The sequence below is a fragment of the Fibrobacter sp. UWP2 genome (assembly GCF_900141705.1).
Classification (GTDB): Bacteria; Fibrobacterota; Fibrobacteria; order Fibrobacterales; family Fibrobacteraceae; genus Fibrobacter.
This window is the reverse complement of record NZ_FQYM01000004.1, coordinates 16,180-30,499: the sequence shown is the minus strand read 5'-3', so window position 1 is coordinate 30,499 and position 14,320 is coordinate 16,180. Positions and strand designations below refer to the sequence as shown.

The window sequence follows — 14,320 nt, the reverse complement described above, 5'->3', positions numbered from 1 at the left end:
ATCAAGTATTTTGGCCCAAACTGTAGTAGCGGATTAAGGCGAGCGCTGCGGTGAGCGGGGCGTTCCAATTGATGGCGGTCTCGTTGCTCGCAAAGCTGCAACGTTCGTCGGTATAGGCAAAGCCCGGCAAATCGCTGGAATAATGCGCCATGCGGTGCAAGTCCTGGCGGTCGTTGTTGAGCCCGCCCACCAAAAGCCCCGGGATGGGCTCCTCCACACCGTCGGAATGGCAAATGCGGTGGTGCGGGTGCATGGGCGAACTCCAGGCAGAACCCGTCACAAAGCTGGTGTCGACCGGATTGCGACCGTACACAAAGTGGACCAGCTCCATTGCGGTATTCAGCAGCTTGGGGTCGCGAGTCCAGCTGTAAGTCACAAGCAAGGTGAGCGCGTGGTTCGCGATTTCGCCGTTACTCCCCCACACGAACTTGCGGATGGAAAGGCCGTAGGCGTCGGCCTCGTGGAGATTCACTATTTCGGCGGAAATGCGTTCGAGTTCGGTCCTAGCGTTCTTTTGTAGGTCGGCGTCGGCACCCGAGGGGGCATCGAGCAAGGCAAGCGCCATCCACCCAAAATTATGAGTGTCGCGCCAGCTGAGGCAGGGCTGCACCGGGTTCAACAGCATGTCGCCCGGCAGCTGCGCGCGGAGAGCGGGATCACGGCTTTCGCGGTACAGCATGGCTCGGGCCCAGAAGAACTCGTCCTCGACGTGTTCGTCGCCGTAGCCGCCACTCCCTTCGGTATTGTGCGGCCAGTCGGCATCGGGATTTTGAACCGCCCATTCGTAGGCGCGGCGACTTGCGGCGAGGCACCGGGCGGCATAATCGGGGTCCAGCTTTTGGAACACCCGGTGCGCCTGGGCCAGCGCCCCCGCAAAATTGAGCGTCGACGAGGTGGACTTGCCCATAATAAAACGCTTCTGCATCACGTCAGAATCCACGGGCATCATAAAGCCGTCCCAATGGCCGGGCGTCACCTTGAAGAACACGCCGCCATCGGCATCTTGCATACGCAAAAAGAAGTCCAGCTCAAAGCGGATCTCTTCAAGGAGTGTGGGCTCGGGCGGGCACATCTCGCAAGCGAGCAAAAGCGTCCCCACGCTTACACCGCCGTTCACAATGTACTTGCCGTAATCGCCGGCGTCGTACCAGCCGCCATGCGCATTCCAAGTGCCCTCGCGATTCATAATGGCATGGAAGGCAATGCAGTCGTCCAAATGCGCCGCGGGTCTCGCCCACTTTCCCGCCTTCTCTACCGGGAGGGCCACGCCGCTGCGCTGAAAATAGAACGACTTGATGTTCGCCATGAGCTGCCGCGAAAACCATTCGTCCGAAACCGAGAACTCGTGCGAAGCGAGGCAAAGCGTGCCTTCGTCGCTCCCCAAAAACACCTTGATTTTGTACTTGCCGGGGGCGGCAACATTCGAAAAATCGCCCTCGTAAACCATCTCGCGAGTATAGTCACAAAATCCGCGCTTGGCAAGCGTCCCCTCGAAGGCGAGCGCCCCGGATTCCCCCACAACCACAAAGCGGGCGCCGGCATAGTCGCGCATATTCGAACCGCAGGCAGACTCGCCCACTGCAGGAACCGCTACAAAAAATCGTTTGGGGAACTTGACCCCGTAACCGACGTGATTATAGCGGATTTTACACTCGACCTTGCAACTCATGGCGTAAGAATAGCTTTTTGCACCCGAAACAAGCGCTTTTTACGTATATTTTCTGTTTACGATAGTGAACGGGAAAAACACACCCCGAACGAGCTAACCTTTTGACAATCAACAAGTTACAACCGAAGGCGGCACAAACCCGATTTTGCCCAAATTAATCAAATAACAGCATTTTCAAGCCATCTTCGGCGCCATTTTCTAAATTTGTGCGCATGAAAAAAGCTCTCAAAATCATCGCCATTGTTGTTGCTGTCCTTATCATTCTCGTGCTTGCTGCGCTTAAGCTCGCCCCGGGGTTCGTCAAGGACTACGTCGTCGCCCACTCCGAAGAATTCATCGGTCGCAAGGTCGCCATCGAGAATGTGAGCCTGAACCCGCTCACCTTCACCGTGAATGTCGACAGCTTCGCCATCATGGAACAGGACGGCAAAACGCCGTTCGTCGGGTTCGAGAAGTTCCGCATCAACATCGACCCGCTAAAGATCGTCTCCAAGACCGCGGCCGTGAGCGAAATCTACATGAAGGGCCTCTACATCCACGTGACGCAAAACGGAGACCGTTTCAACTTCAGCGACATCCTGGACTTTTTGGCGAAGGCCGACACCAGCGCGAAGGACTCCGTCAAGGTGGACACGACTGCCACCGACACGGGCATGGTGAACGCAGCCGAGATTGCGAAGGGCCTCCCGGTCAGTATCTCGGTCAAGAACATCTTCTTTGAAAAAGGCAACATCATTTACGAAGACAAAAAAATTGGCTCCAAGATCCACCTGCAAGACTTCAACGTGGGCATTCCCGCGGTTTACCTGAGCAACAAGCAAACCGACGTGGGCGTGAGCTTCAAGTTCGCCGACGGCGGCGACCTGAATGTGAAGGTGAACATGAACGCCGCCACAAACGACTTCAAGGTAGACGTAGGGCTCGAAAAATTCGCCCTCGCCTGCGGCAAGCCCTACTTGAACGATTTCATCAACTACAAGGACTTTAGCGGAAGCCTCACCACGCACATCCAGGTGGAAGGAAACCTGGGAGACGTTCTCTCGAGCAACGTGAAGGGGACGGTCGCCCTCGACAGCATTGTGCTCACCGAAACGAACAACAAGACAATCGGAGTGAACCACGTGGGCGTGGGCATTGCGCGCGTGAACCTGAACGAGAACAACTTTGACATTGACTCCGTGATTGTGGACGGCGCGTTTGCCCACCTTGACCTGTACAAGGGCGGCAAGACGAACATTGACGCCCTGCTCAAAACAAGCAACAAAACCGAGAGCGAGGCCGCACCGGACACCACCTCCAAGGAAGCCACCCCCGCCAAGAAGATGAAGGCGAAAATCACCAAGCTCTTGGTGCAAAACACGACCGTGAACGCCAACGACATGACCATCACGAACCCGTTCCACTACACGGTGAGCGCCATTACGGTGAACGGTTCGAACATCAACTTTGACACACCCTGCACCGTGAATGTCTCGGCGGCATTCCCGGACGGCGGCAGAATGAGCCTCAAGTACAAGGGCGCCATTAGCGACCTCGGCACTATGGACGCCTACATTAGCGTAAAGAACTTGGCACTCAAAAATTTTAGCAACTACAGCCACCACTACACGGGCTACCCATTGAGTGCCGGCACAATGGCCTTTGCAAGCGAGAACAAGATCAACAACTTTGAAATCGACAGCAAGAACACCATCGACATCTACAACATCGACGTGGCCGACAAGGACCCGAACGCCGACCCCGAATACCCTGTGCCCATGAAGGTCGGTCTCTACATTTTGAAGGACAAGGACGACAAAATCCAGTTTGACGTCCCGGTCAAGGGCAACCTGAAGGACCCCGAATTCTCCTACCTAAAAATCGTTTGGAACACCATCACGAAGCTTCTGGTGAAGGTGGCCCTCTCCCCCATCAAGATCGTGGGCAACGTGGCCAACACGGGTGCATCTGCCGTTGGCCTGAACCTGGGCAAGGACGACGAAGTCGTGGTGGACGCCGCCAGCACGACATTTACCAGCGAACAGTACGACAAGGCGCGGAAAATGACGGAAGCCCTCAAGAAGGACCCCAAGCTCTCGCTCACCTTCACGCAGTATTACAACCCCAAGAAGACAGCCAAGGAGTATAAGTCCCACAAGCTCAAGACGGACTTCTACAAGCAAAAGAACGCGAAGACCGCCCTGACCGAGCTGGACGAACGTGCCATCCTCGAGATGAAGGACAGCGAAGAAGGTCTGGATGCCTACGTTAAAGAACACGAGGCGAGCATCGACCTGAACGCCCTCAAAAAAGAACTCGCCGAACTCGCCGCCAAGCGCAACGCGGATCTGCTCAAGGTTTTGCAACAGCAGCCGGGCGTCACCAAGAAGAACCTCAAGGTGATTACCGCCCCTGCCGGAGGGCTCTCGGGCCACCGTGGCAAGCCCATGTACAAGGTGACGGTGGACGTGCAATAGTTGACTACCGATATGAACGAAGAAAATTCTACAAAGCTTTCCCAGAAGGTGCAGGAGATCGCGAAGGCCCCCAAGTACCGTGGTGCCATTTTCCAGATTGAAGCCGACGAAAAAGGCCTCGCCCTCGTAGACGTGAAGGAAGCTAGCCTCAAGGTCTACCTGATGGTGGACCCGGACTGCGACAAGATTTTGGAAACGCGATTTTTCACGTACGGCGGTCCAGTCTTTACCGCCCTCGCCGACACCTTCTGCAAACTGATACAGCAAAAAACAATTGACGAGGCGTGCGCCATTACCGCGGCAAGCATCGAGCAAAACCTGCGCGACACTCCCGACGAGCCAGCCATCCCAGAGAATGCCGTCGAGGTCTCGCAAATGCAAACACTCATCGGCAAAATCGCCGAAACCTACCCCCAAAAGAAGGGCGCCGCCATTATTGTGCGCGAAAAGATGGAGCGCATCAAGTACCGCACGCAAAGCGCCGAAGGACGCGCCGAGGCCGACGCCGAGTGGAACGCCATGACCAAGGTGCAAAAAATTGAGAAGATCGAGGAATGGTTGCACCAGACCGTGCGCGGCACGCTGCAGGGCGACGGCGGCGACATCGAGATTCTGGACTTGACCGACGACAACCGCCTGCAAATCCGCTACCAGGGGGCATGCGCCGGTTGCGGAAGCGCCATGGGCGGCACGCTCTTTTACATCGAGGACGAACTCAAGAACAATGTCTATTACAACCTGACCGTGGAACCCGAGGATCCGCTCGCGAACTACCCCGCGAACCCCGACCTGCCCGGCCTCGATGATAACAACCCGCCAGCCAGCATGTACTAACGCATTTGCTATTTTTACGAAAAACAACGAGGAAAAAATGTCCGAAGAATTGATTCTCAAATTCGTTGACCCCGTGCCCATGCGCTACGGCGAAAACTCCCACCAGTCCGCGGTGTTCTACCGCGACCCGACCTGCACCGAGGCAAGCCTCGCCACCGCAAAGCAGCTCTGGGGCAAGGAACTCAGCTACAACAACATCGTTGACGCCGACGCCGCCCTCGAGATGGCCCGCGAATTCAGCGACGGCAACGCCGTCGTGATCGTAAAGCACATGAACCCCTGCGGACTCGCTACCGGCGAAAGCCTCCGTGAAGCCATGGAAGCCGCCTGGGCGGGCGACCCGGTGTCGGCCTTCGGCTCCGTGATTGCCGTGACTCGCAAGGTAGACCTCAAGACCGCCGAATTCCTCAAGGGCCGTTTTGTGGAAATCCTCCTCGCACCCGCCTTTGACGACGACGCCCTCGAATTCTTGAAGAACAAATCCAAGGACATCCGCTTGTTGGAAGTGGGCGAAATCAAGAAGGCCACGACCTGCAAGGTGTACAAGCACGTGATTGGCGGCATGCTGGTGCAGGACCGCGACGTGGGCACCTGGGAAAAGTTTGAATGCGTCACAAAGGCGCAGTTCCCCAAAAACAAAGAAGACCTCGCCCGCTTTACCTGGCTCGTCACCAAGCACACGAAGAGCAATGCCATCGTGATGTGCTACGAATACAAGCCCGGTTACTTCCAAATCATGGGTCTTGGCCCCGGCCAGCCGAACCGCATTGACTCTAACCTCCGCCTTTGCCAGCCGCGCGTGCGCGACAACGTCGCCCGCATGGAAGAAGCAAAGCCATTCTTTGACGAAAACGGCAAGTGCATCAACGAAGCCGGCCTCAAGGCCCTCGAAAAGAAGGTCTTTAGCGAAGTCGTGATGGGTTCCGATGCATTCTTCCCGTTCCCCGACAACGTCGAGGCGGCCCACGATGCTGGCGTGCGCTACATTGTGCAGCCGGGCGGCTCCAAAAAAGACGACCTTTCTATCGAAAAGTGTGACGAATTTGACATCGCCATGGTATTTACCGGCATGCGCCACTTCCGTCACTAATTTTGGTATATATTAAGGGTATGAATCCTACGTCCACAAAAGAAGTCAACCAGAAAGAGAAAGAACTGTATTACGCGGTGCTTTCGTTCTTGAAGGCTGTCCGTAAATCGGGCAAAACCTCGGACGCCGAGTGGAGGGACTATCACAAGAAGCTCTTGAGCATAGCCCCCACCCCCGACATGGGCAAGGCTGCCGACATGTGGACCATGGACAACCTGGACCAGTTCTCCCCCGACAATACGCAGCTTCCCCCGCTCAACGACATGGACTATGTAACGAACATTTCGCCCAAGTTCGCGTCGCAGCTCATGGAAGCGCTGTATTACGGGATGCTCAATTTGACTCAGGCGAACCTGATCTCGGACGAGATCCAGGATGCCGACCCCGACTGCGTCTCGACAGCCTCCCTCGAGGAACTGCTCGTGAAACTCTGGATCGGCAACGCCAAGAGCTACAAGAAGATTGTCCTGAACTAGCCCCGATGAACGAACGCGTCAGAGTGATTGGCGGCGGACTCGCCGGATGCGAAGCGGCCCTGCAGCTTGCAAGCCGCGGTTTTCGGGTTGACCTTTATGAGATGCGTCCAAACAAAATGACGCCCGCCCACAGGGACGGCCATTTGGCACAGCTCGTGTGCTCCAACAGTTTCAAGGCCATGGGCAAAACGAGCGCACACGGACTCCTTAAACAGGAGCTCACGATGCTCGGGAGCTTTTTACTCGAAAGCGCCCGCGAGGCGGCAGTGCCCGCAGGCGACTCCCTCACCGTGAACCGCGACCTGTTCAGCGAATCGGTGGAGAGAAAAATTGCCGACGCCCCCAACATTACCCTCCACCACGAAGAAGTGACCTCGCTGGAAGGTGACTGCCCGACGCTCGTGGCCGCAGGGCCGCTCGCCAGCGACGCCCTGACCGACGACATCTTCAAGCGGCTGGGCAGCGAACGCCTGCACTTTTTTGACGCCATCGCCCCCGTAGTCGAGACCGACAGCATCGACTTTGACCACGCCTTTTACATGAACCGATGGGAAAAGGGCGAAACCGCGGACTTTATCAACTGCCCCCTCGACAAGGAAACCTACGCGGAGTTTGTCCGCAAGCTCACCGAAGCCGAGGGCGTGGAGCCTCGCCCCTACGAGAAGCACGAACTGTTCGAGGGCTGCCTCCCCGTGGAGGAACTCGCCCGCCGCGGCTACGAGACGCTCCGCCACGGCCCCATGCGGCCCATTGGCCTGGGCCTTGGCAACAATGGGCACCTGTGGTATGCAGTCATCCAGCTGCGCGCCGAGAACAAGCAGAAGACACTCTACAACATGGTCGGGTTCCAGACGCGCCTCAAGTGGGGCACGCAAAAGGAAATCTTCACGATGGTCCCGGCCTTGCGCAACGCAAAGTTCGCGCGCCTCGGCTGCATGCACCGCAATACCTTCATCGAATCGCCCAAGTTCCTGGACGCCACCCTGCGTTTAAGGCCCAAACTTCCATGCGCCCAGGGAATCCCGCCCACATGGTTCGCGGGGCAAATTACCGGCAGCGAAGGCTACACCGAAGCCGTCGCCACAGGCTGGTACGCCGCCTGGAACATGGCTTCTACGATTTTACACGGGCATGCCGACCCGCTCCCTGACGGGAGCTGTATTGGAGCCCTCATGAACCGACTCGTCGAGGAAAACGAGGACTTTCAACCCATGAACTTCAACTTCGGGTTGCTCCCCCATACCGAGGGGCTCAAGATGAAGAAGTCGAACAAGAAGGAATTTCTCGCCAACGAAGCGGAACAGTGCGTCCGCGAATGGATTGCAACAAGGAAGTTTTAAAACAAGAAGTTTCGCGCCGCCCTACGGGCTTATGCTTGCGCATAAGCGCAAAAACACCTTTACTTTCGCTTCGCTCAACGGTGTTTTTGTCGAACTGGTCAGTTCGATCTGGCGATACCTAAGATACACAAAAGGTCCCCATAAAGGGGACCTTTTGTGTATCGGGGTAGCCAGATTCGAACTGACGACATTCTGCTCCCAAAGCAGACGCTCTACCAGGCTGAGCTACACCCCGAGTGCCCCAAATATAGAAAATATTTTGTTATTTGCGGATATAATTCGTTTTTGTATGGTCCTCACGGACCAGGGGTAACCAGATTGCGGAGCGTTCACTACGTTTCGCTCCGCCCTGCGGGCTTGCGCGCAGCGCAAGCGCAAAAACACCTTTACGTTCGCGTTGCTCACCGGTATTTTTGTCGAACTGACGACATTCTGCTCCCAAAGCAGACGCTCTACCAGGCTGAGCTACACCCCGAGTGCCCCAAATATAGAAAATATTTTGTTATTTGCGGATATAATTCGTTTTTGTATGGTCCTCACGGACCAGGGGTAGCCAGATTGCGGAGCGTTCACTACGTTTCGCTCCGCCCTGCGGGCTTGCGCGCAGCGCAAGCGCAAAAACACCTTTACGTTCGCGTTGCTCACCGGTGTTTTTGTCGAACTAACGACATTCTGATCCCTAAAAAGACCGCAATCACGCCTCGTTAAATAAACCTAAGCCGAGCACAGCAGAAACAAGTTTACTTGTTTCTATTGTCGAGGCGCCGGTTTATGCGATTATACCGCAATACGAGGCGTTTTTTGCTCACGGCAGACGCTCTACCAGGCTGAGCTACACCCCGAAGGTGGGCTAAATATAGCAAAAAAATTTTCTTTTGCGAGACCAACTTCACCTTGCTCCAAAATAGAATATAGTCCACCGCATTCTGTGCGGCCCGTCACAGTGTGATTTTCCGCTCACTTTTCGCCCTGTAAAAGTACGTATATTCTGCAATAAACTCAAGGAGTGCATATGACTTACATAAATGTCAAAACGGAAGACGATGATTATATCCCCCCGTTCAAGCCGTAGCGATTTTCCCCAACAAAAAGGGCAGCCCTCTGGGCTGCCCTTTTCATTTATTCGATGCCGCCCCGGAAGGGAGTCCGGGGTGACAAAAAAAATCGAACGGCAAATTAGACCTTTAGTTCGCCGGCATCGATCGTCGCCCAATCCGGAATCGCCTCAATTGCCGGGCGGACCTCTTCGGTCACAAACTTCACGACCTGTCCCGGAGCGCGGCCCACGAACTTGCGGAGGTCGAGGATTTCCTTGAGTTTTTCTTCGGTGATGCCGAGCTTCTGGAACTTTTCGTTCTTCAGCACGCGTTCGAGCAAGTCGTTGTCCTTGCCCTGTTCCTTCACGACCTTGCCAGCTTCCATGGACATCACGCGGATTTCTTCGTGGAGTTCCTGACGGTCGCCGCCATTCTTCACGCCTTCCATGATGATGTTTTCGGTAGCCATAAACGGGAGTTCGGCCATGATGCGCTTTTCGATAACCTTCGGATAAACGACAAGGCCGTTGGTAACGTTTTCGGCGATGATGAGCATGGCATCCATGGCGAGGAACGCTTCCGGAATGGCAAGGCGCTTGTTGGCGCTATCGTCGAGGGTGCGTTCGAACCACTGCGTCGCCTGCGTGAAGGCGGTGCTGTTGACCTGGGCCATCACGAAACGGGCCAGGGAGCAGATGCGTTCGCTGCGCATCGGGTTGCGCTTGTAAGCCATGGCAGAGGAACCGATCTGGGTCTTTTCGAACGGTTCTTCCACTTCCTTCACGCCCTGCATGAGGCGCATGTCGGTAGCAAACTTGTGCAGAGACTGAGCGATGGAGCTGAGCACCTGGTTCACGCGGTTGTCCCACTTACGAGTGTAGGTCTGACCGGTGATGGTGAGCACACGCTTAAATCCGGCTTTTGCCGTGACCCTGCGGTCCAGTTCCATAATCTTTTCTTCGTCGCCGTTGAACAGGTCCATGAAGCTGGCCTGCGTACCGGTCGTGCCCTTCACGCCGCGGAACGGAAGCACTTCGATGAGGAAGTTCAATTCTTCAAGGTCGATGAGCATGTCCTGGAGCCAGAGGCAAGCGCGCTTACCGACAGTCGTGAGCTGAGCGGCCTGGAAGTGCGTGGCACCGAGCTGGGCCATGTCCTTGTATTCCATAGCAAACTTGGAAAGCTTGTCCATCACGCGGCAAAGGCGCTTGCGGACGAGAATCATGGCCTGCTGCATCTGGATAAGGTCGGTGTTGTCGCCCACGAATGCAGACGTTGCACCCAGGTGGATGATGCCCTTCGCCTTCGGGCACTGGACGCCGTAAGCGTAAACGTGGCTCATCACATCGTGACGGCGGCGCTTTTCTTCTTCTTCGGCGACTTCGAAGTTGATATCCTTCTCGTGGGCCTTCAGTTCGTCCACCTGCTCCTGCGTAATCGGGAGGCCGAGTTCCATTTCGGATTCGGCGAGGTAAATCCACAGCTTGCGCCAAGTCTGGAACTTGTACTGCGGGCTGAAGATGAAACTCATTTCCTTGCTGGCGTAACGCTTGATAAGCGGGCTTTCGAACTGATCGCGCATGTTTTATCCTTTTTTGAATTTTTGCAAGGATAAATTTAGAAAAAAACTACTTCGCCGAAAGGGATTTCCGCATGCGGATGCAGCCAAACACGCCGCTCCGGACTACACTGTCGTCAACGCGCGCATAACCGAGTTTTTCGTAAAATTCTACCGCCTCGAGGCGGCTTTCAATATCAATTTCCGTATAGCCACACTCCGCAATCCACTTTTCCGCCTCGCAAACCGCCATCGCGCCCAGTTTGCGCCCACGGTATTCCGGCAGAACGACCACCCGCCCGAGCGTCACATGCCCAGTGGCTGTCTCAAAGAACCTACACGTCGCCACCGGGTACCCGGCATCGAGCAGCACAATATACTTCGTACCGTCACCATCATGCTCGTCAAATTCCTCCCGCAGCGAAATATGGTGCTGTCGGTTCATACCCTGAATGCGGACAGAATACGCCCCTACACGCTGCCATTCCTCTTCCGCCCGCAGGACAACGATGTTGTTGGAATTGGGTTGCATGAGAAAGTCCTAATCAACAGAAACCTTTAGCCATTCTGTCAATTGCGTAGAAATCAAGCGAACTTCATCAATAGAGAGAACTTCTTTAGAATTATTAAAAAATTTCGGGAAACTGTTTTCATTTAGAATCCAATAATTAGAAAAATCACTTTGCGGATTATCAATATATGCGCCAATGATAATAGCAACCTTTTGAATCGGGTAAACCCGTCCGCAGAGTTCATCTAACTTCTCACGGATAAAACTAGCCTCACCATCCATTTGATTCAGCAGCGTTCTGCATTGGCGACCATTAAATAGAAGTTTTCCGTCCTGAAATAAAAAGTTATACCCCTTCTTGCGATCATAGTGTTTTGTTTCTATCGTAAAAATACCGCGCGTACTGACAATTAAATGATCAACATTAAATTCACTCCCACAAACATCGTGAAAGACTCTAACCGAATCATTGCTTAATTTGTTCAACATTTCACCAACGAGTCTTTCACCCTCCATTCCCTTATAGCAGTTGCGAATATGCTTTATCAACCTACAGCTTTTCCTGAATCCGTAAATAAATATTACACCTGTTAGTATTGTAAATGTAATGGCAAGACTTAACGTAATATCAAAGACCTTAAAATAAAACAGCCATACATAAATAGTCAATAAAAGAAAAGCAATAAAAAGAGCCCAAAGACTATAGTATTTTTCAAAATCCGCATCTATTTTCTTCTGAAGGGATTCACCTTGAACATGTGTCCGAAATTTCTTACCCATTTCACTTAATCCTTTTCAAATTTTACTGCTTCTGTATGATTCTTCGGCCTTATCACAACAGTTCCTGCAAGTTTATCATGCCAGCCCTGTTTTTTGGAGTCAAAAGCAATCCATAAAAATCCAAGACATAAAGGTAGAGCAGACAAAATATATGCAAAATAACGACCAATATATTGCCCTGCCGACGGTTCGTTACCGGTTCTTGCATCAACAATTTTTGCAGATAAAGCCATTTTTCCAGGAGTTGCCTGTTTCCAAAACCAGAAAACAAGCGTAGCAACTATCGGAAAAACATAAGACAAAAGAAAATCTACTGGGCCAACAACAAGCCCTTCGCTATCTAGATAATCTAACCCATAGAAAATAAGTAAAAAAGGAAACGTAACAATAATGAGCAACAAAGAATCAACAATTGTTGCTACCACCCTTGCCCAGAATCCGACATACTCAAGATCTTCATTTTCCATTTTATCCTCCTATTTCAATATACAATTAGATGCGGCAACACCCATGATATCACCACCATCGTCAATTGTACACTCAACAACAACTTTTTGTCCTTTATTTAATCGGGATAATTTTTCTTTTGCTCTATTAGGAAATTGCGCACGTACATAATCAATATCAAAATCACCTCCACAGGAATTGATATAAACAGACAAAATCCCCATCATATTATCAATGCTTGCAGCACACCCTGATATTCTAACACGTTTGCCATTATACTGATCTCCAGCACGAACTTCATTACTATTAAAATCACTCAAAATCTGCTTTGCCGAAACGGATATTACCGGTGAAGAGAACGATTTCTCTTGTACCCGTGTTTGCGTAGTTTTATATGAGTAGTTCGATTTTTCAATATTTGATTTTTCTATAAATGCAATAATGACAGAAACAATCATCATTGCAATAACCAATCCTATGATGATTGGCAATTTTGAAGACGTTTCACTAGATTTTTTTCAGATTCAATATTCTTTTCCCATTTTTGTGATGATCCACAATATGGACAAAACGAATGCTCATCTCCAATTTGTCGCGCACACTTTAAACAGTATTTCATATTAGTCACTCTCCCTTTTTAATACGGAACAGCCTCCATAAAAAACGGAATCGTTTGTTTCCTCATCGCCAAGCCTAGAACAAATTAAAATGCATAAATTCTCCAAAGTCTATTCGTTATAATATATATTCCTCAAACATAAAAGAGTCCAAAGGACTATTCCAATATGGAAATTTGTAAAAAATCATTTTTTAACTTGACAAACGCTATTCAATAACATATTTTAAATACACAAATGTGCACCAGCATTTGATTAAACAATAACATCATATCCCCGCCTTTTCTAGCATGTAGGCGGAAGGAGCGAAAATGAATACTAGCCAGACTAGGCAAGAAAAAGTTATATTGCCATTTAGCAATATGATGTACCCTTTCATGACATTAGACGACAACGCTGAAATTGTCCATTCCGAAATGGGCAATGACGGACGTGTCAAGGTGTACATCGAAAAGCCCGATGCAAAAGACGGCTTTCATCGGGCAACATGCTATTTACCCTCCTACACATGGGAAGATATATTCGGTTTTTCAGATGAGGAACTCGACCGCTATAAAAAGGTGATTGAGTCGACAGCTCATCTGATAATAGAATTCTCTCAGAAAGGTGGGTTTAGCAATGCCGCAAATCTTTAAAATAGGTTCTTTCTGGGTTTATTTTTGGTCCAACGAAAACGATCCGTTGGAGCCAATCCACGTTCACGTGTCTGAAAGCGCACCCACAGCAAACGCCACAAAGATCTGGATTACAAAAGCAGGCAAATGCCTACTAGCCCATAACAATTCTCGCATCAATCCAACAATTCTTCAAAATATCCTTCGGATTATTGAAGCGAGAAACGAAGAAGTCATCAACAAATGGAAAGAATTCTTCGGAACAATTACATACTACTGCTAGTAGTGTTTTACACTTCGCTGGCGAATTCTTCCATGCTCTTGCGCACCGGGTGCCTGGGCGAAGGGCCGCCGTTCTCGGGATCGGCGTAGCCGATATCCAAAAGGCAGGCAAGTTTTAAGTTGTTCGGAAAGTTGAACGCACGTTCAATTTCAGCCGCATTAAAACCTCGAGCCCAGAGGGTCGCAAGGCCGAGGTCGGTCGCCTGCATCATCATGGAGGAGGTAACGATGCTTGAGTCCATCACGCCGCTGTTAAAACTGTCGTTATACTTTTCGGCGGTATAGCAGTTGGGTTCGTCGTAGCAGACCATGAGCACAACGGGGGCGTTGTAGGCCATGCGGGTAATGCCGCGGATCTTTTCCAGAGCCTCGGGGGACTTGACGACCTTCACGGTTACAGGCTGAGCGTTAATTGCCGTCGGGCTCAGGCGACCCGCCTCCAGCACCTGGGCGAGTTTTTCGGGTTCTACGGCCTGGGCGGTAAAGGCACGGCAGCTATAGCGATTCTTGGCAAGTTCGATAAAAGACATAGGGACCTCTTTTTTATTGAAATATAAAATCTAGATGGCGGGTCAAGCCAGCCATGACGCTCTTCACCTAACATATTTT

15 protein-coding genes and 1 tRNA gene are annotated in these 14,320 nt (G+C 51.9%); 7 read left to right on the top strand and 9 right to left on the bottom strand.

Going from position 1 to position 14,320, the window contains the following annotated elements:
- Nucleotide 1: 1 nt before the first annotated feature.
- Complete coding sequence (locus BUB55_RS03570) at nt 2–1,669, bottom strand: glycoside hydrolase family 9 protein (RefSeq protein WP_073188293.1); 1,668 nt, start codon at nt 1,667–1,669, stop codon at nt 2–4.
- Nucleotides 1,670–1,881: 212 nt separating this feature from the next.
- Here BUB55_RS03570 and BUB55_RS03565 point away from each other — a divergent pair, with 212 nt between their 5' ends.
- The 5 genes from BUB55_RS03565 to trmFO are packed head-to-tail and all read left to right on the top strand — an operon-like array spanning nt 1,882 to nt 7,865.
- Entirely contained in the window at nt 1,882–4,125 is a 2,244-nt protein-coding gene (locus BUB55_RS03565) for an AsmA family protein (RefSeq protein ID WP_073188291.1), read from the top strand.
- Nucleotides 4,126–4,137: 12 nt separating this feature from the next.
- Nucleotides 4,138–4,959, top strand: a complete 822-nt coding sequence (locus BUB55_RS03560) for a NifU family protein (protein WP_073188289.1) — start codon at nt 4,138–4,140, stop codon at nt 4,957–4,959.
- Nucleotides 4,928–6,049 (top strand): IMP cyclohydrolase, encoded by a 1,122-nt coding sequence (locus BUB55_RS03555; protein WP_255369485.1) that lies wholly within the window; start codon nt 4,928–4,930, stop codon nt 6,047–6,049. The genes BUB55_RS03560 and BUB55_RS03555 overlap by 32 nt, the downstream gene beginning before the upstream one ends.
- 20 nt (nt 6,050–6,069) lie before the next feature.
- Nucleotides 6,070–6,525 (top strand): hypothetical protein, encoded by a 456-nt coding sequence (locus BUB55_RS03550; protein WP_073188438.1) that lies wholly within the window; start codon nt 6,070–6,072, stop codon nt 6,523–6,525.
- A gap of 5 nt (nt 6,526–6,530) precedes the next feature.
- Nucleotides 6,531–7,865 carry a methylenetetrahydrofolate--tRNA-(uracil(54)-C(5))-methyltransferase (FADH(2)-oxidizing) TrmFO gene (trmFO, locus tag BUB55_RS03545; RefSeq protein WP_073188286.1) on the top strand — a complete coding sequence of 445 codons (1,335 nt, stop codon included), beginning with the start codon at nt 6,531–6,533 and terminating at the stop codon, nt 7,863–7,865.
- A 161-nt stretch (nt 7,866–8,026) separates the two neighbouring features.
- Here the strand turns inward: trmFO and BUB55_RS03540 are convergent.
- The 7 genes from BUB55_RS03540 to BUB55_RS14730 form a co-directional block, all read right to left on the bottom strand.
- A tRNA-Pro gene (locus BUB55_RS03540) sits at nt 8,027–8,100 on the bottom strand.
- A gap of 941 nt (nt 8,101–9,041) precedes the next feature.
- A complete protein-coding gene (gene purB, locus BUB55_RS03535) occupies nt 9,042–10,484 on the bottom strand; it encodes an adenylosuccinate lyase (RefSeq protein ID WP_073188285.1) in 1,443 nt (480 codons plus the stop codon).
- A 46-nt stretch (nt 10,485–10,530) separates the two neighbouring features.
- On the bottom strand, nt 10,531–10,992 hold the full coding sequence (locus BUB55_RS03530; protein WP_073188283.1) for a GNAT family N-acetyltransferase: 462 nt from the start codon (nt 10,990–10,992) through the stop codon (nt 10,531–10,533).
- A gap of 9 nt (nt 10,993–11,001) precedes the next feature.
- Nucleotides 11,002–11,751, bottom strand: a complete 750-nt coding sequence (locus tag BUB55_RS03525; RefSeq protein WP_072812699.1) for a nuclease-related domain-containing protein — start codon at nt 11,749–11,751, stop codon at nt 11,002–11,004.
- Nucleotides 11,752–11,756: 5 nt separating this feature from the next.
- A complete protein-coding gene (locus tag BUB55_RS03520; protein WP_073188281.1) occupies nt 11,757–12,218 on the bottom strand; it encodes an RDD family protein in 462 nt (153 codons plus the stop codon).
- A 9-nt stretch (nt 12,219–12,227) separates the two neighbouring features.
- Nucleotides 12,228–12,689, bottom strand: a complete 462-nt coding sequence (locus BUB55_RS03515) for an OB-fold putative lipoprotein (RefSeq protein WP_255369484.1) — start codon at nt 12,687–12,689, stop codon at nt 12,228–12,230.
- Nucleotides 12,674–12,817 carry a zinc-ribbon domain-containing protein gene (locus BUB55_RS14730; RefSeq protein WP_143152884.1) on the bottom strand — a complete coding sequence of 48 codons (144 nt, stop codon included), beginning with the start codon at nt 12,815–12,817 and terminating at the stop codon, nt 12,674–12,676. The genes BUB55_RS03515 and BUB55_RS14730 overlap by 16 nt, the downstream gene beginning before the upstream one ends.
- Before the next feature lie 360 nt (nt 12,818–13,177).
- Between BUB55_RS14730 and BUB55_RS03505 the strand changes: the two genes are divergently transcribed.
- Together BUB55_RS03505 and BUB55_RS14725 are read left to right on the top strand one after the other, a co-directional pair.
- On the top strand, nt 13,178–13,450 hold the full coding sequence (locus BUB55_RS03505) for a hypothetical protein (protein ID WP_073188278.1): 273 nt from the start codon (nt 13,178–13,180) through the stop codon (nt 13,448–13,450).
- Nucleotides 13,434–13,712: a DUF4160 domain-containing protein gene (locus BUB55_RS14725; protein WP_073188276.1), complete on the top strand. Its 279-nt coding sequence runs from the start codon at nt 13,434–13,436 to the stop codon at nt 13,710–13,712. Before BUB55_RS03505 ends, BUB55_RS14725 begins: the two co-directional genes overlap by 17 nt.
- A gap of 7 nt (nt 13,713–13,719) precedes the next feature.
- Here the strand turns inward: BUB55_RS14725 and BUB55_RS03495 are convergent, their stop codons facing one another.
- Nucleotides 13,720–14,241, bottom strand: a complete 522-nt coding sequence (locus tag BUB55_RS03495; RefSeq protein WP_073188274.1) for a nitroreductase family protein — start codon at nt 14,239–14,241, stop codon at nt 13,720–13,722.
- Between the last annotated feature and the right edge of the window lie 79 nt (nt 14,242–14,320).